Raw genomic sequence first — 15959 nt, forward strand, 5'->3', positions numbered from 1 at the left:
GGGTGCGGGACGTCAGTCGTGCGGGACGACGGCGACGGGGGCGGCGGAGTGGTGCAGGACGGCGTGGACGACCGGGCCGATGTGGGTGCCGAACGGGTTGCGGCGGATCCGGCGGCCCACGACGACCAGGGAGGCCTCGCGGGAAGCGTCGACGAGGTGGTTGCCGGGCGTGCCGTAGAGGGACTCCTCGGTGACCTCGATGTCCGGGTGCTTGTCCCGCCACGGGCGCAGGAACTCGGTCAGGGCGACGGTCTCGCGGCGGGCGAGGGCGCCGTGGAGTTCGAGGTCGGTGGCCAGGCCGTAGGCGTAGTACGGGGGCGGGTTCCAGCCGTGCACGACCCGCAGGGAGGTACCGCGACGGGCCGCCGCGGCGAAGGCGAACTCGATCAGGTCCTCGTCAGGGCTCCCGATGTCGAGGCCGAGGACGACGGGCCGGAACGGGGTCGCGGCGGACGGGATGCCGGCCGGGTCCATCTCGTGCTCGTCGGCTGCCTGTTCCCCGGCCCGGACCAGGACGACCGGCCGCTCGGCGTGCGCCACGGTCGACAGGCCGGCCGAGCCGACCATGAAGCCGCCGATGCCGCTCATTCCACGCGAGCCCAGCACCAGCAGCTCGGCGTCCTTCGCCGCGTCCGCCAGGACGTCGGCGGGGTGCCCGGACAGCTGCTCGGTGGTCACTTCCAGGCCGGGGTGCCGCAGGCGGATGCCTTCGGCGGCCTCGCGCGGAATGCGCTCGGTCCAGTGGGCTTGCGTCTCGGCTCCGAGCAGCGGCGCCTGCGCCATGGGAGCCGGGACCGGCTCCCACACGTGCACCAGCTTCAGCGGCAGGCCCAGCAGCCCGGCCTCGCGGGCCGCCCACTCGGCGGCGGCCAGGCTTTCGCTCGAACCGTCGACGCCGACGGTGATGGTGCGGGTCATGATCTCCACCTCTTGAATCGGGGGCTCTGATACGAGCCTTGTCTCCGGACGAGGCCCTGGGCAGGGGCCGCAGGTCCCTGCCCAGGGCCGACCGGCCCCATCGGCCGGTGTCGTGGAGCGGCGGACCCACCGACGTGGTCCGCCGCCCCTCCCGCGGATCAGCGCAGCCAGGGGCTGCGGCGGACCAGCGGGAGCTTGGCCCACAGCCGGCCGAGTCCGAGGGCGTCCCCGGCGGAGGCGGCGGCCAGGGCGATCAGGACGACGGCGTAGACGACGTGGTACTCGGCGAACGGGTTCGTCGACATGCTCGGCGAGCCGTCGGAGAGGTGCTGGGCGGGCGGCCACTCGGCGACCCACATCAGCGCCATCATCAAGGTGCCCGCGAGGGCCGCGAACCGCAGCGCCACACCGGCGATCAGCGCGACACCGATGCCGAGGAGGCCGAGCATGAACAGCCAGTCGGCCCAGGCGGCCCCGGCCCAGTCGTGGAAGGTCGACTCCATCGGCCCCGCGGCCACCGAGCCGAGGAAGCCCTTGGTGGGCGAGCCGCCGTCGATCCAGCCCTTGCCGGAGGAGGTGGCGTAGCCGAGGCCGAAGGTCTTGTCGAGGAACGCCCACAGGAAGACGAACCCGGTGAGCAGGCGCAGGGACGCGAGGACGTAGGCCCGCGCGGTGTGCGTGTCGCTGAGTGCCGACACGGCGGACTCGGAGGTGGCGGCGTTCCGGTTCCTGCGGAAGGACGGCAGGTGGAAGCCAGAACTCCGGTGAGGGTGCTCGTGCACGGCCATGGCGGTGATCCCTTCGGGGACGGTTGGGGTGAGGGGCGGTTCGGTCGCTGTCTGACGTCCCTCACTCTGGTCTCGTGAGACCGCTGCCGCCGGATGCCGAAGGTCCGCGGCCGTTGGGCCGAACGGCCCTGTCCGCGGGGGCTGTTGGGGTGCGTGGACGGCTTCGGCCTCGTCGCCGAGTACGAGACCTCCGAGGACATGTTCAGCAGGCCGACAGCCACCCTGACCGGGGTGCGCGTCCTTCCCTTGGACGAGCCGCGCGCACCGCTCAGCGATGAGATCACCGCCCTGGAGCACGACTTCGACCGGCTGGGGATGACCGTCGCGAAGAACTGCTACCGGCAGGCCGTGGACAACCTCGTCGAGCAGCATTTCGAGGCGGCGAACGGACAGTTGAGGGCCATGTTCGAGGCCGTGGTCGTCCACATGGCCACGGCACACGGATTCACCACCACCCAGCAGGGTGCTGGAGGAGCCGCCATCGCCTACCTCATCGCTGAGGATCTGCTGCCCGTGACGGACAGCGGGAACTTCGTGCGTGCCCTGTGGCAGATCACGCACACCAACGGACCGCATCCGGGCACCTCGTACGCCGGCGAGGCACACTTCCGCCTCCAGGCCGTGACCGGTGCGGCCCGCTACCTGATCGACCGCTTCACCCCGGCTCAGTAGGCCTTCAGGCCGCGCTCCCGGAACCGCTCCCGCACCCGCTCGACCGACTCCCGTGCAGGAACCGGTGTGTCGCGCAGCGGGAACGGGATGCCGAGGGCCTCGTACTTCGCGGCGCCGAGCTTGTGGAACGGCAGGACGTCGACCCGGTCGACCGAGCCGAGGCCCGCGACGAAGGCGGCGAGCCCCGCCACGGCTTCCGGGTCGTCCGTCCAGCCGGGGACCAGGACGTACCGGATCCACATCGGGACGCCCAGGCGGTCCAACCGGGTGGCGAAACCGAGGGTGGGGGCGAGTTCGCCGCCGGTCAGTCGGCGGTAGGCCGGGACGTCGAAGGACTTGATGTCCAGCAGCACCAGGTCGGTGTGGGCGAGGAGTTCGTCGCTCGCGCGGGCGCCGAGAAAGCCGGAGGTGTCGAGGGCGGTGTGCAGCCCGGCTTCCTTGCTGCGGCGCAGGATCTCGCCGGTGAAGGCGGGCTGGAGCAGCGGCTCGCCGCCCGTGACGGTCACCCCGCCGCCGGCCGTGGTGAGGAAGGCGCGGTACTTCTCGATCTCCGCCATCACCTCGTCGACGGTCGTCTCCCTGCCGTCGCGCATGTGCCAGGTGTCGGGGTTGGCGCAGTAGAGACAGCGCAGCGGGCAGCCGGAGACGAAGAGGACGAACCGGGTCCCGGGCCCGTCCACACCGGTGGACAGGTCCCAGGAGTGGATCCGGCCGGTGGTCGAGGTGCGCATGGTGCTCACAGCGATCCGTGGAAGGTACGGCTGATCACGTCGAGCTGCTGCTCCCGCGTCAGCCGGACGAAGTTGACCGCGTACCCGGACACGCGGATGGTCAGGTCCGGGTACTTCTCCGGGTGGTGCATCGCGTCCTCCAGCGTGGCCCGGTCGAGGACGTTGACGTTCATGTGGAAGCCGCCGGAGGCCGTGTAGGCGTCGAGGATGCCCACCAGGTGCCCGGCACGCTCGTCGGGGTTGTGGCCCAGACCCTCGGGCGTGACCGTCGTGGTCAGCGAGATGCCGTCGCGGGCCTGCTCGTACGGCAGCTTGGCCACCGACAGCGCCGAGGCGGCGACCCCGTGCCGGTCGCGGCCGTTCATCGGGTTGGCGCCGGGCGCGAAGGGGGCTCCGGCCCGGCGGCCGTCGGGGGTGTTGCCGGTGTGCTGGCCGTAGACGACGTTCGAGGTGATCGTCAGCACGGACTGGGTGTGTTCGGCGCCCCGGTAGGTGGGGTGCCTGCGCACCTTCGCCATGAACGACTCCACCAGCCCCACGGCGATGCCGTCGGCGCGGTCGTCGTTGTTGCCGTACGCCGGGAAGTCACCCTCGGTGCGGAAGTCGACGGCCAGCCCGGTGCCGTCCCGGAAGACCTTCACCCGCGCGTACTTGACGGCGGACAGGCTGTCGGCGGCGACGGACAGACCGGCGATGCCGCAGGCCATGAAGCGGTGCACGGGGTGGTCGTGCAGAGCCATCTCGACGCGCTCGTAGGCGTACTTGTCATGCATGTAGTGGATGACGTTCAGCGCGTCGACGTAGGTCTTGGCCAGCCAGTCCAGAACGCGGTCGTACGCCGCCGACAGCTCGTCGTGGTCCAGGTACTCCCCGGTGAGCGGGGGCGCCGCGGGCGCGATCTGGGCGCCGGTCATCTCGTCCCGGCCGCCGTTGACCGCGTACAGCAGGGCCTTGGCCAGGTTGACCCGAGCCCCGAAGAACTGCATCTGCTTGCCCACCGCCATCGCCGACACGCAGCAGGCGATCGCGGTGTCGTCGCCGGTGCGGGGGCGGGTCAGTTCGTCGGACTCGTACTGGACGGCGCTGGTGTCGATCGAGACCTGGGCGCAGAACTCCTTGAAACCGAAGGGGAGTTGGGGCGACCACAGGACGGTCAGGTTCGGCTCCGGTGCCGGGCCGAGGTTGTACAGGGTCTGCAGGAAGCGGAAGGAGGTGCGGGTGACCAGCGTACGGCCGTCCTGGCCCATGCCCCCGATGGACTCCGTCACCCAGGTCGGGTCGCCGGAGAACAGGGCGTCGTACTCGGGGGTGCGCAGGAACCGTACGATCCGCAGCTTGATCACGAAGTCGTCGATCAGCTCCTGGGCGCGGGATTCGTCGATGACCCCCTCGTCGAGGTCCCGCTGGAGGTACACGTCGAGGAACGTGGACGTGCGGCCGAGAGACATCGCGGCGCCGTTCTGCTCCTTCACGGCGGCGAGGTAGCCGAGGTAGAGCCACTGCACGGCCTCATGGGCGGTGGCGGCGGGCCGGGTGACGTCGCACCCGTACGAGGCCGCCATCTCGGCCAGTTCGCCCAACGCCCTTGTCTGCTCGGCGAGTTCCTCGCGGTCGCGGATGACGTCGGCGGTGGAGGGGCGGGCGTCCAGCAGGGCCCGCTCGGCCTGCTTGGCCTCGATCAGCCGGTCCGTGCCGTACAGCGCGACCCGCCGGTAGTCGCCGATGATCCGGCCCCGACCGTAGGCGTCGGGCAGCCCGGTGATGATCCCGGCCTTGCGGGCGGCGCGCATCTCGGGGGTGTAGGCGTCGAAGACACCGTCGTTGTGAGTCTTGCGGTAGGTCCCGAAAACCCGGGTGACGAACGGGTCGGGCTCGTAGCCGTACGCCTTCAGACCGCTCTCCACCATCCGCAGGCCGCCGTTCGGCATGATCGCGCGCCTGAGCGGGGCGTCGGTCTGGAGGCCGACGATCAGTTCGCGGTCGCGGTCGATCCAGCCGGGGGCGTGCGAGGTGATCGTGGAGGGGGTGGCGGTGTCGACGTCGAGGACGCCCCGGCGCCGCTCCTCCGGGAACAGCGCGCTGACCTTCTCCCAGACCGCGCGAGTGCGGTCGGTGGGTCCGGTCAGGAAGGTCGCGTCGCCTTCGTACGGCGTGTAGTTGGCCTGGATGAAGTCGCGCACGTCGACGTGCTCGCGCCAGCCGCTTCCCGCGAAGTCCCGCCAGGCGTCGGCCGTCGTCCGGTTGTCCGCTGTCACGGTGATGGTCATCGCCGTTTCCTCCCGCGCTCGTGGTCCGCTTCCGATCCTGGTGAATGGCGGTGGCCGTGGGCAGTGCCGACCAGGGCCAGGGGTGGGGCCATACGGCCCCACCCCCCTCCTGCCGTACGGCCTCAGGCGGCGGTGAGATCGGGGCGGACGAGGGTGCCCGACCTGCCGTGGACGATCTCGTACGCCGCGTCCAGGGCCCCGATCGCCGCCAGTCCGCCGGTGCGCTCGACGAACCGGGCGGCGGCCTCGGCCTTCGGTCCCATGGAGCCCTCCGGGAAGTCGCCGCCGCGCAGTTGGGCAGGGGTGGCGTCGATGACGGGCCGCTGGGCCGGGGTGCCGTAGCCCTCGTAGACGTTCGGGACGTCGGTGAGGATGAGCAGGAAGTCGGCCTTGAGGTCCTCGGCGAGCAGGGCGGCGGTGAGGTCCTTGTCGATGACCGCCTCCACTCCGGTCAGTGCGCCGGTGTCGCGGTCGGCGGTGACGGGGATTCCTCCACCGCCGGCGCAGATGACGAGTGTGCCGCCGCTGAGCAGTTCGTGGATAGTGTCCGTCTCCACGATCCGTTCGGGTGCCGGGGAGGGGACGACGCGACGCCAGTCCGTCCCGTCCTTGGCGATGTGCCACCCGTTCCTGCGGGCCAGGAGCTCGGCCGACTCCCGGGGGTACACCTGGCCGACGAACTTCGTGGGCCGGTCGAAGGCCGGGTCGTCGGCCCGGACGACGGTGTGGGTGACCAGGGCGGCGATCGGGTGGCCGGGCAGGGCGTTGTGCAGGGTGCGGGCGAGCAGGGAGCCGATCATGCCTTCGGTCTGGGCGCCGAGGAGGTCCAGCGGATAGGGGGCGGTGAGGGAGCGGTCGGCCGCGCTCTCCAGGGCGAGCAGGCCGACCTGGGGGCCGTTGCCGTGGGTGATGACCAGTTCGTGGTCGTGGGCGAGGGCGGCGAGCGCCGTGGCGACGCGCTCGATGTTGGCCTCCTGTACGGCGGCGTCGGGGCGTTCGCCCCGGTGCAGCAGGGCGTTGCCGCCGAGGGCTGCGACGATGCGCATGGCTCAGGCCTCCGGGTTGCTCAGGGTCGCGACGAGTACGGCCTTGATGGTGTGCAGTCGGTTCTCCGCCTGGTCGAAGACGATCGACGCCGGGGAGGTGAACACCTCGTCCGTGACCTCCAGGCCGTCCAGGCCGTAGGTGTCGAAGAGGTCGTGGCCGAGGCGGGTGCGGCGGTCGTGCAGCGCCGGCAGGCAGTGCATGAACCTCACGTCCGGGTTTCCGGTCGCCGCGAGGGTCTTGCCGTCGACCTGGTAGGGCAGCAGCAGTTCGATCCGCTCCCGCCAGGTGTCGGCGGGCTCTCCCATGGACACCCAGACGTCGGTGTGCAGGAAGTCGACACCCTGTACGGCGGTCTCGACGTCCTCGGTGAGGGTGAGACGGGCCCCGCTGGCGTCGGCCAGTTCACGGCAGCGGGTGACCAGGGCGGGGTCGGGCCACAGCCGGGCGGGTGCGGCGATACGGACGTCCATGCCGAGCAGGGCGCCCATGGACAGCAGTGAGTTGCCCATGTTGTTGCGGGCGTCGCCGAGGTAGCAGTAGGCGATGTCCGGCAGCGGCTTGGCGCTGTGCTCGTGCATGGTCAGGACGTCGCAGAGGCTCTGGGTGGGGTGGGCGGTGTCGGTGAGGCCGTTGTAGACGGGGACGCCGGAGTGGGCGGCGAGTTCGGTGACGAGGGCCTGGTCGGAGCCGCGGTACTCGATGCCGTCGAACATCCGGCCGAGCACACGGGCGGTGTCGGCGACGGTCTCCTTGGCGCCGATGTGGGTGTCGCCGGGGCCGAGGTAGGTGGTGGCCGCGCCCTGGTCGGCGGCGGCGACCTCGAAGGCGCAGCGGGTGCGGGTGGAGGTCTTCTCGAAGATCAGGGCGAGGTTGCGGCCGGTCAGCCGGGGCCGCTCGGTTCCGGCGCGCTTGGCGGCCTTCAGTTCGGCGGCGAGGTCGAGGAGGTGGTGGATCTCGCGGGCGGTGAAGTCGAGTTCGCTCAGGTAGGAGCGGCCTCGCAGGTCGACGGTCGTGGTGGTGGTCATGGTGGTGGTCCCTCGCCGGGTCAGTTGGCCGGGTCGCGTTCGATCGGGCAGCTCATGCAGCGCGGGCCGCCCCGGCCCCGCCCGAGTTCGGCGCCGGCGACGGTGACGATCTCGATGCCCTGCTTGCGCAGATAGGTGTTGGTGGTGACGTTGCGCTCGTAGCCGACGACCACGCCGGGGGCGAGGGCGAGGAAGTTGCTGCCGTCGTCCCACTGCTCGCGCTCGGCGCCCCGGATGTCCTGCGGGGCGGACAGCATCCGTACCTTGTCCAGGTCGAGGGCCTCGGCGAGCGCGGTCGCGAGGTCGGAGTCGGGGGTGACGTCGAAGCCGGTGTCGCGGGTGTCGCTGGGCCGCAGGGTCCATGAGCGCAGGGAGTCGGCGAGGCCCGGGTAGATGGCGAAGGCGTCGCGGTCGACCATGGTGAGCACGGTGTCGAGGTGCATGTAGGCACGAGCGGCCGGGAGCTGGACGGCGATCAGTCTGCTTGCCGTGCCGTCGGCGAACAGGCGGGCGGCCAGGTTCTCCACGGCCTGCGCGGTGGTGCGCTCGCCCATGCCGACCATGACGGCCCCGTTGCCGAGGACGTGTACGTCGCCGCCCTCCAGGGTGCCGGGCACGGTGTCCATGACCGGCGTGTCGGCGAACATCGGGTGGAACCGGTAGATGGCCTCGGCGTGCAGGCTCTCTCGGCGCCGGGCGGGCTTGGCCATCGGGTTGACCGAGAGACTGCCGTAGATCCAGCAGGAGTTGTCGCGCGGGAAGAGGTGGTTGGGCAGTGGGGTGAGCGCGAAGTCGTCCGCGCCGAGCGCGTTCCAGACCAGGCTGTGCGGGGTGGCGAGCGGCAGGTCGCTCTTGAGGATTCCGCCGATCAGGTATCCGGCGAGGGTCTCCCCGTCGAGTTCGGCGCACAGTTCGCGGACCGGGTCGATCAGCGCCGGACCGACGGTGGCCGCGGTGACGACCCGCTCCAGCAGCCAGGCACGGGCTCCGGGGGTGTCGAGGGTCTGGGCGAGCAGGTCGGCGAAGTAGTGGACGCGGGCGCCGTGGTCGCGCAGGACCTGTGCGAAGGCGTCGTGCTCCTCGCGGGCGCGTTTGGCCCACAGGATGTCGTCGAAGAGGAGCGCGTCGACGTTGCGCGGGGTGAGGCGGGAGAGTTCGAGGCCTGGGCGGTGCAGGACGACCTGGCGCAGGGGGCCGACCTCGGAGTCGACATGGAAGGTGTGCATGGCGATGCCTTCTGCGGGAGGGACGGGTGGAGGTCAGTCGTGCTGCGGGAGGTCGTCGCGCTTGCGGCGGCCACCGGTGCGGCGGGCGCGCAGTCCGCGCGAGAGCCGGGGCGCGGGCGGAGGCGTCTCCGGGGCCCGCCGCTCCACGGGCACGGTCGTGCCGGGCGTGCTCGGCCGGCCGTGGATGTCCTGTCCCCGCTTGAGCCAGACGTAGACCGGCACTCCCAGCAGGAGCACGAACAGCCCGTAGTAGACGGTCTGGTAGCCGCTGCCCTGGATCGACCAGTAGGAGAAGACGAGCGCGAGGCCGGCGACGGTGACGTCCCGGGCCAGGCAGCGCGGGCTGAGGTTCTCCCGCCCTCGTACCAGCAGCCAGTACAGCTGGGCGGCGGCCGAGAACAGGTACGGGATCACGGCCGTCAGGACACTCAGCAGCACGATCTTCGTGAACACGTCCTCGAAGCGGGTGTAGCTGAACACGGTGATCAGCGAGGCCAGCACGGTCGAGGCGACGATCCCGAAGGCCGGCACACCGCTCTCGCCGCGCAGCCGGGCGAAGGCGCCGGGGAAGAGTCCGTCGCGGGCGGCGGCGTAGGGCATCTCGGCGCACAGCATGGTCCAGCCGTTGAGCGCGCCGATGCCGGAGACGATCGCGGCGACGGCGACCAGGTCACCGGCCCAGGTGCCGCCGAAGATGTTGTTCGCGGCGTCGGTGAAGGGCGCGGTGGACTCGCCGAGGGCGCCGTGCGAGACGGTGCCGAAGACGGCGAGGGTGCCCAGGATGTAGATCGCGGCGCAGATCAGAGTGCCGTAGACGGTGGCGCGCGGCACGTTGCGGCGCGGCTCGCGGACCCGGCCGGCGACCACCGAGGCGGCCTCCAGTCCGATGTAGCTGAACAGCGCGATGGCTGCGGCGGCCGAGATCGCACCCAGCGCCGACTGGCCACTGGCGTTGAACGAACCGAAGTTGTCCGGGTCGACGAACAGCAGCCCGACGGTGGCCATGAAGACCAACGGCACGAACTTCAGCACTGTTGTGATCACCTGGAAGGCGCCGATGTTCCGTACGCCCGTGAGGTTGATCGCGGCCGGTATCCAGAGCCCGATCAGCGCGATGAGCACCGAAATCCCGGTCTTGTGACCGGTGTTGACGAACACCTCGACATAGCCGACCCAGGCCACCACGATCGCGGCGTTCCCGGCCCAGGCGCTGATCCAGTACGACCAGGCGGTGAGGAACCCCGTGAACTCGCCGAAGGCCTCACGGGCGTAGACGTACGGCCCGCCGCTCGCCGGCACCCGCTTCGACAGTGCGCCGAAGACCATCGCCAGCGCGAGCGCGCCGAGGGTCACGACGACGAACGCCACGATCGCGATGGGCCCGTACGGGGCGAGCGCGGAGGGCAGGGCGAAGACCCCGGTGCCGACGATGCTGCCGATGACGAGCGCGGACGCGGCGGGAAGTCCGAGAGCCGCCGCGGGCTTCGCGGGTTCCCCGCTCCTGGGTGTGCTGAGCATGGCTGTGCTCCTTGCGCGGGTCGCGTGGGGTGGGTCGCCTGAGGCGGACCGCCTGGGGCGTCGATCCGCGGACGATCCTGCTGCGCGGCGCCGGGAGGGGGCAGTGGCCACAGGTCCCACAGGGGTCCCGTTGGTCCTGGGGCCGGTGGGCCGACCGGCCCCAGGGGGCTCAACTACCGTGCTGCTGCTGTCCGCAGACGAAGCCTCGGCGAAAACTGGTGAGCGGCAGCGGGCACGAGACAGCTATCGTGCCGATATGTCGCACTACCGTCGTCTGGCCACACTCCTGGCAACCGACCCCGCGCACGCTACAGCCGACGATGTCCGCAGGCTGCTGAACAATCCCGGAGCCGCGGAGGGCCAGGACCTGGACCACAAGCTCGAACCCCATGTCAACGGCACAGAGGGGTGATGGTGGCACCGAGCCCGCGTGCGCCGCACGCGGTACTCGGCCTGAACGACCCCAGGGACGGCTGCCTGCGGTTTCCGGTACGTTCCGGCTCGCGCGTACGGTTCATGAGCCCGGCCGAGGTGGAGACCGCCCTGTTGGACAGGCAGACACGCCGTGCGCAACGAGAACGACGGCACGGTCAATTGCTGGAGGCCATCGCCGAGCAGCAGTCCTTCGGTGCGGCGCCGGTGGCACAGTCGTGGGCCGTCAAGGTGCCGCTGTCCATCACGCTGGTACCGCACATGCCCGGCTCGCTGCCCTGGGACCGGACGGCTGTCGAGCGGTACCGGCAGCAGGTCCGAGCCGAAATGACCTTGCTGAGCAAACGGCACACGACCTTCGACGAAGTCGAGCCGATCGCGGACGGGTTCGCGGCTCGGCAGGGCTCGGGCACGACACGCCAGGTGATCGCGGTCTTCGCCGAAGACGGGAGCGCCGGGATGGAGTACCCGCTGTCACCCGAACCTCCTCGCAGGCAGCACAGTGGTCAGGCAGACGAAGTTCTCCGGATCGGTACGGGGCAACTGACGGAGGTCGTCGTCTCGGCGCTCGGCGTCCTCGGCCGACACGCCACCGACCGCGCGGGAGCCACCGGCGGCTGCACGGTACGGCTCGCCCTACGAGGCCCCTGGGCTCACTATCCGGGCGGGACAGGCGCCGGGGTACGGTCCCTTGCGCTGACCTCCGGCAGCAGGCAGGCTGCCGGTGCCACCGCCGAGATCGGCACCTTCGTCGAGGATCTCGGCGAGCCCGGACCCGCCCTCATCAAGGCGACCGACCTGCTCCTCACCCGTGTGGGACGCCGATTCGGTCAGGTGGAATCGCCCTACACGGCCTCCGACGGAACGGTGATCAGGGACGAGCGGACCCCGCACTTCCCCGGCGAGCTGTACCGGTGGGCCGAGCAGCTGGGCCTCCCCGTGCAAGCGCGCAGCCCCCGCTGACCGGGAGCGGAGCGACGCGGCCCCCTGGAAGCAGGGGGCCGCGTCGCTCCGTGCCCTCAGTGGTGCAGCAGGGGCCGGCGGGACTCGCGAGGCGCCGTGGCTGTCCGGCCGGTGGACACCGGGCGCCGCCGACGGCGTTGCCGCAGCCGTACGACGAGCGTGTCCAGCACGGCACTCACCACGAAGGTGGCCGCGGCGGAGATCACCAGTAGGACAGCGAACATCCTCCAGAAGTCGGGCGTCAGTGAGGTACCCACAGTGCTCACCCCCTCCGACGGGCTGGTCGTCTCACACCTTCAGAAAACAGCAGGCCAGGCGTGACCGCAGGGTGCCGGAGGTCTCCTCGTGGGAGCCGAGCGGCCCGGCGGGAGGACCGAACGGCCCATGGCCCGCCGCCGGGCATCGGGCACACGCTGGTGATGGCAGTTCCCACACCCGTCAGGGAGGCCCGCCGTGATCACCACCCCCACCCCCAGCATGCTGCGAGCCCTGCCCGCGGAGCACCGGCAGCGGCTCCTGCGCCTCGCCCGAGAGGTCTCCGTCCCCCAGGGGACGCGCCTGTTCGAGGAGGGAGCCAAGGCCGACCGGTTCTGGATCATCCGCACCGGCACCGTCGAACTCGACATGCACGTGCCCGGCCGCCGCGCAGCGGTCGTCGAGACCCTCCACCACAACGAACTCGTCGGCTGGTCCTGGCTGTTCGGGCCGCACGTCTGGCACATGGGTGCCGAGGCGACGACCCCGGTGCGGGCATACGAGTTCGACGCCACGGCCGTCCGGCTGATGTGCCAGGAGGATCCGGCCCTGGGCAGCACCATCGCCCAGTGGGTCGGCGACGTGCTCGCCCACCGCCTGCGCTCCGCCCGGACCCGGCTCCTGGACCTGTACGCCCCCTACGGCGCCGGCCCCCACACCTGAGACCGGCAAAGCACCAAGCACCAAGCACCGAGAGCCGGGGACCGAGAAACGAGAAACGAGGAGGGAGCCACGATGCACGGCACCCCGCACATCGTCAGCGACGTCATGACCCACATGGTCACCGCGGTCGGCCGCGAGGACACCTTCAAGGAGATCGTGCGGATCATGCAGGACTGGAAGGTGAGCGCCCTGCCCGTCCTGGAGGGTGATGGCCGCGTCGTGGGCCTCGTCTCCGAGGCCGACCTGCTGCCCAAGGAGGAGTTCCGCGACAGCGACCCCAACCGGTACACCCAGCTGCGCCGCCTGTCCGACCTGGCGAAGGCCGGAGGCGTGCGGGCGGAGGATCTGATGACCGCCCCCGCACTCACCACCCGCCCCGGCGCCACGCTCGCCGAAGCCGCGCGGACCATGGCACGGGCCAGGGTCAAGCGACTGCCGGTGGTCAACGAACTGGGCATGCTGGAGGGCATCGTCAGCAGGTCCGACCTCCTCAAGGTCTTCCTGCGCGACGACGAGGACCTCGCCGAGGAGGTCCGCCGCGAGGTCGTGTCCTACCTCTTCCCGCTGCCGGAATCGTCGGTCCGTGTCCAGGTGCACGACGGCGTGGTGAAGCTGGCCGGCCGGGTCCGGGACACCTCGCTGGTCCCCGTGGCGGCCCGCCTGGCGCGCGCCGTCGAAGGCGTGGTGGACGTGGACTTCGAGTTGGAGGACCGGGAGGGATCGGAGAACTCGCCAGCTCCGAATCCGAACCCGGGAACCACGACCACAGGGGTCAGGGATTCGGCGTCGGGTGCTCGGTGAGCCAGCGGCGTGCCACGGTCAGACGGGGAGCCAGTACGTCGTACTCGAAGGTGTAGGTCGGGGCCGACTGGCCGTCTCCGTTCCAGGGGGCGGGGTGCCGTGGCCCGGAGGGCTTCCAGTGGCGCCAGGGGTCGTGCCGGGGAGGTGGGCGACGAAGGCGTCGGCCACGTCGTAGACGACCTGGACGAGCGCCATCCCGACTCCGCCAGGGATCAGCGCGCGGTGGTCGGTGCGTTTGCGCGGGTCGCGAGCCCGCATCCCGGTGCCGGGCAGGAACAGCAGACAGTGCGGATCCAATGGGAGCAGGATGTCGGCGTGCGCGGCGGCGGCCAGCTGGTCGTCGGCATCGGGAACATTGCTCGCAGTCCGCTGTTCACCAACTGGTACACGGTGTCCGGAGGCAGATACCGCGTGTCGTCGCCGTGGCGCTTCGGGATCGCGACCCCGCCATTGGCGAGCTTTCCGTCCTGGTTCAGGGTCTTGGTGACCAGCGCCCAGCGGGCGTTCTCCGGGAGCGCCGGCACTTCGATCACCAGACAGCCGAGGCCAGGGTCATCGGGATCGTCGTGCCAGGAGAACTCGACGCCGATGGACGGGCGCACGAGATCGGCGATGACCGCCTTGTACCGCTCGGTGTTGACCAGCCTCTTCGCGAAGGGGGTCTTCTTCACCACGGCCTCGTGGAGGTCGGTCGGCCGCCTAGTCGCCTTGAACCCGCACACCAGAAGACCACCAGCCGCGTTGGCGAACGCCGCGACGTCCTTGGCCAGTTCGTACTTCTTCGACTCGAGGCTGAGGTCGTACGGTCCCTCGCGCCCCACGCCCTTGAAATCCACCCACTCGGACTCCCGCATCCCCACGATGGCTCCGGGCCGCTGCTACCGAGCGTTCAAGCCGGTCACCGATGCCCGATCTCGCGGCCGGACCCGCACCGGGTGCCGGACGGTCCCGACACCGGCCATTCCGACGCCTGCCGTGACTCCCGCCGAATTGCCGGTACCGGCCTCACCGTGGCCCCGTCCGTCCGCTGCCGTACCGGCGCCACTGTCGTGTGGCCGGTCCGAGGGAAGCCGCCCGCGGCTTGGCACGAGAGCCCGGCAGAGGCCACTCGCCCCTGACCACACCGGCGACAGGGGCCCATCCAGAAGCCCAGTAGGGCCGGTCGGCCCTAGTGCATCCGGCCCCGGCGAGCGATGATCGTCGGCACGGGCGACCCGCAGCCCGTACGCCACCGGGGACGAGGGGCCGTCATGACCGAGACACGCACCTTCACGGAACAGAACCCGATCCGTGTCTTCCTGCTCGACGACCACGAGGTCGTACGACGCGGCATCACCGACCTCCTCGACGCCGAACCGGACATCTCCGTGATCGGCGACGCGGACTCCGTCGAGCACGCCCTCGTCCGCGCTCCGGCGCTGCGTCCGGACGTCGCGGTGCTGGACGTACGTCTCCCCGACGGCGACGGCATCACGGTCTGCCGGGAGCTGCGCAGCCGGATGCCGGAGCTGGCCTGTCTGATGCTGACGTCGTTCGACGAGGAAGACGCCCTGCTGGACGCGATCATGGCCGGGGCCTCCGGTTACGTCCTCAAGCAGATCAGGGGCTCGGACCTGGTCTCGGCGGTCCGCACGGTCGCCTCGGGCCAGTCGATGCTGGACCCGGCGACGACGGCCCGGCTGATGCGCTCGCTGCGCGCCGATCCCGTGGAGACACCGGCGCTGTCGCCCGAGCTGGCGAGCCTGTCGCCCCGCGAGCGGGACATCCTGGCCCTGATCGGCGACGGCCTCACCAACCGCGAGATCGGCAAGAAGCTCTACCTCTCCGAGAAAACCGTCAAGAACCACATCTCCCGCCTGCTGGCCAAGCTCGGCGTCCAGCGCCGCGTCCAGGCCGCGGTCCTCGCCTCCCAGCTGGAGCAGCCGGACACCGGCGGACACCCCGCGAGGTGAGCGGCGGCGAGGGCCGTCCGGAGCCGTGGTGGGGCCGTACGGCCCCTGCCCCGCCTCTCGCGCCGGAAGCCACCCTGGTCCGGTCACCCAATGCCCCGCCACACCATGGACGCGGGGCGGGCAGGAGGCTCCGATGCGCACCGCGGTCCTCGACGGCACCACCCTGGAAACGCTGCTCTCCGCGGCCGTGGCCGCCCCGTCGATCCACAACACCCAGCCCTGGCGCTTCCGGCTCGACCCGGACACGCTCACCCTGGAGATCCGAGCCGCCACACACCGCGGCCTGCGCCACACCGACCCCACCGGACGGGCCCTGCACCTGTCCGTCGGCTGCGCCGTCCTGAACCTGCGGATCGCGGTCGAACGCTTCGGCTGGACACCGGTGACCCGCCTGCTCCCGCGCCCCGACGAGCCGGACCTCCTCGCCACGGTCCGTCTCGCCGACACCACCCGACCGACCACCACCCACCCCGCCCTGTACGACACCGTCTGGCGCCGGCACAGCAGCCGCCTCCCCTTCCTGGAACGACCGCTGCCCACCCCCGTCCTCACCGAACTCACCGAGGCGGCCCACACCGAAGGCGCCCTGCTCCACCACCTTCCTCCCGCCCGCACCGACACCGTGCTGCGCCTCACCCGGGAAGCCGAGCACCACAACACCACCGAGCCGCGGAGAGCCGCCGCCGGCTGACCGGGCCGGA

General features: G+C 71.0%; 17 protein-coding genes. 7 read left to right on the forward strand and 10 right to left on the reverse strand.

The genetic code is table 11. From position 1 onward, the window contains the following. Window positions 1–12 precede the first annotated feature (12 nt). Window positions 13–918 carry a universal stress protein gene (locus tag CW359_RS00490; protein ID WP_105968175.1) on the reverse strand — a complete coding sequence of 302 codons (906 nt, stop codon included), beginning with the start codon at window positions 916–918 and terminating at the stop codon, window positions 13–15. 158 nt (window positions 919–1076) lie between these two features. Next, window positions 1077–1706 carry a DoxX family membrane protein gene (locus CW359_RS00495; RefSeq protein ID WP_105967656.1) on the reverse strand — a complete coding sequence of 210 codons (630 nt, stop codon included), beginning with the start codon at window positions 1704–1706 and terminating at the stop codon, window positions 1077–1079. Between the two features lie 153 nt (window positions 1707–1859). On the opposite strand from CW359_RS00495, the gene CW359_RS00500 reads away from it, so the two are divergent. Next, window positions 1860–2378: a hypothetical protein gene (locus tag CW359_RS00500; RefSeq protein ID WP_105967657.1), complete on the forward strand. Its 519-nt coding sequence runs from the start codon at window positions 1860–1862 to the stop codon at window positions 2376–2378. On the opposite strand, the gene pflA is transcribed toward CW359_RS00500, so the two are convergent. From pflA to CW359_RS00530, 6 genes are all read right to left on the reverse strand, one after another. Then, on the reverse strand, window positions 2372–3109 hold the full coding sequence (gene pflA, locus CW359_RS00505; protein ID WP_105968176.1) for a pyruvate formate-lyase-activating protein: 738 nt from the start codon (window positions 3107–3109) through the stop codon (window positions 2372–2374). The two genes, CW359_RS00500 and pflA, sit on opposite strands and share 7 nt — an antisense overlap. A gap of 5 nt (window positions 3110–3114) precedes the next feature. Beyond that, window positions 3115–5376, reverse strand: a complete 2262-nt coding sequence (gene pflB / locus CW359_RS00510) for a formate C-acetyltransferase (protein ID WP_105967658.1) — start codon at window positions 5374–5376, stop codon at window positions 3115–3117. Between the two features lie 122 nt (window positions 5377–5498). Further along, entirely contained in the window at window positions 5499–6422 is a 924-nt protein-coding gene (locus CW359_RS00515; RefSeq protein WP_105967659.1) for a carbamate kinase, read from the reverse strand. 3 nt (window positions 6423–6425) lie between these two features. Continuing rightward, window positions 6426–7448 (reverse strand): ornithine carbamoyltransferase, encoded by a 1023-nt coding sequence (gene argF, locus CW359_RS00520; protein WP_105967660.1) that lies wholly within the window; start codon window positions 7446–7448, stop codon window positions 6426–6428. Between the two features lie 20 nt (window positions 7449–7468). Continuing rightward, window positions 7469–8674 (reverse strand): arginine deiminase, encoded by a 1206-nt coding sequence (locus tag CW359_RS00525; protein WP_105967661.1) that lies wholly within the window; start codon window positions 8672–8674, stop codon window positions 7469–7471. Between the two features lie 33 nt (window positions 8675–8707). After that, on the reverse strand, window positions 8708–10192 hold the full coding sequence (locus CW359_RS00530) for an APC family permease (RefSeq protein WP_105967662.1): 1485 nt from the start codon (window positions 10190–10192) through the stop codon (window positions 8708–8710). 178 nt (window positions 10193–10370) lie between these two features. On the opposite strand from CW359_RS00530, the gene CW359_RS45060 reads away from it, so the two are divergent. Beyond that, the gene (locus CW359_RS45060) at window positions 10371–10604 is read left to right on the forward strand and encodes a hypothetical protein (RefSeq protein WP_157968442.1); all 234 of its coding nucleotides are present in this window, start codon (window positions 10371–10373) and stop codon (window positions 10602–10604) included. Continuing rightward, window positions 10604–11587: a hypothetical protein gene (locus CW359_RS00535; protein ID WP_105967663.1), complete on the forward strand. Its 984-nt coding sequence runs from the start codon at window positions 10604–10606 to the stop codon at window positions 11585–11587. The genes CW359_RS45060 and CW359_RS00535 overlap by 1 nt, the downstream gene beginning before the upstream one ends. Before the next feature lie 56 nt (window positions 11588–11643). Here CW359_RS00535 and CW359_RS00540 read toward each other — a convergent pair whose 3' ends face one another. Beyond that, window positions 11644–11811 (reverse strand): hypothetical protein, encoded by a 168-nt coding sequence (locus CW359_RS00540; protein WP_232838137.1) that lies wholly within the window; start codon window positions 11809–11811, stop codon window positions 11644–11646. Between the two features lie 229 nt (window positions 11812–12040). Between CW359_RS00540 and CW359_RS00545 the strand changes: the two genes are divergently transcribed. Further along, entirely contained in the window at window positions 12041–12505 is a 465-nt protein-coding gene (locus CW359_RS00545; protein WP_105967665.1) for a Crp/Fnr family transcriptional regulator, read from the forward strand. 72 nt (window positions 12506–12577) lie between these two features. Continuing rightward, the gene (locus CW359_RS00550; RefSeq protein WP_105967666.1) at window positions 12578–13306 is read left to right on the forward strand and encodes a CBS domain-containing protein; all 729 of its coding nucleotides are present in this window, start codon (window positions 12578–12580) and stop codon (window positions 13304–13306) included. Window positions 13307–13518: 212 nt separating this feature from the next. On the opposite strand, the gene CW359_RS00555 is transcribed toward CW359_RS00550, so the two are convergent. After that, on the reverse strand, window positions 13519–14160 hold the full coding sequence (locus tag CW359_RS00555) for an AlbA family DNA-binding domain-containing protein (RefSeq protein ID WP_105967667.1): 642 nt from the start codon (window positions 14158–14160) through the stop codon (window positions 13519–13521). 396 nt (window positions 14161–14556) lie between these two features. On the opposite strand from CW359_RS00555, the gene CW359_RS00560 reads away from it, so the two are divergent. Beyond that, window positions 14557–15258: a response regulator gene (locus tag CW359_RS00560; protein WP_105967668.1), complete on the forward strand. Its 702-nt coding sequence runs from the start codon at window positions 14557–14559 to the stop codon at window positions 15256–15258. 133 nt (window positions 15259–15391) lie between these two features. Beyond that, complete coding sequence (locus tag CW359_RS47260) at window positions 15392–15949, forward strand: nitroreductase family protein (RefSeq protein ID WP_332874951.1); 558 nt, start codon at window positions 15392–15394, stop codon at window positions 15947–15949. The last annotated feature ends 10 nt before the right edge of the window (window positions 15950–15959 follow it).

It is taken from the genome of Streptomyces geranii, assembly GCF_002954775.1.
GTDB lineage: Bacteria > Actinomycetota > Actinomycetes > Streptomycetales > Streptomycetaceae > Streptomyces > Streptomyces geranii.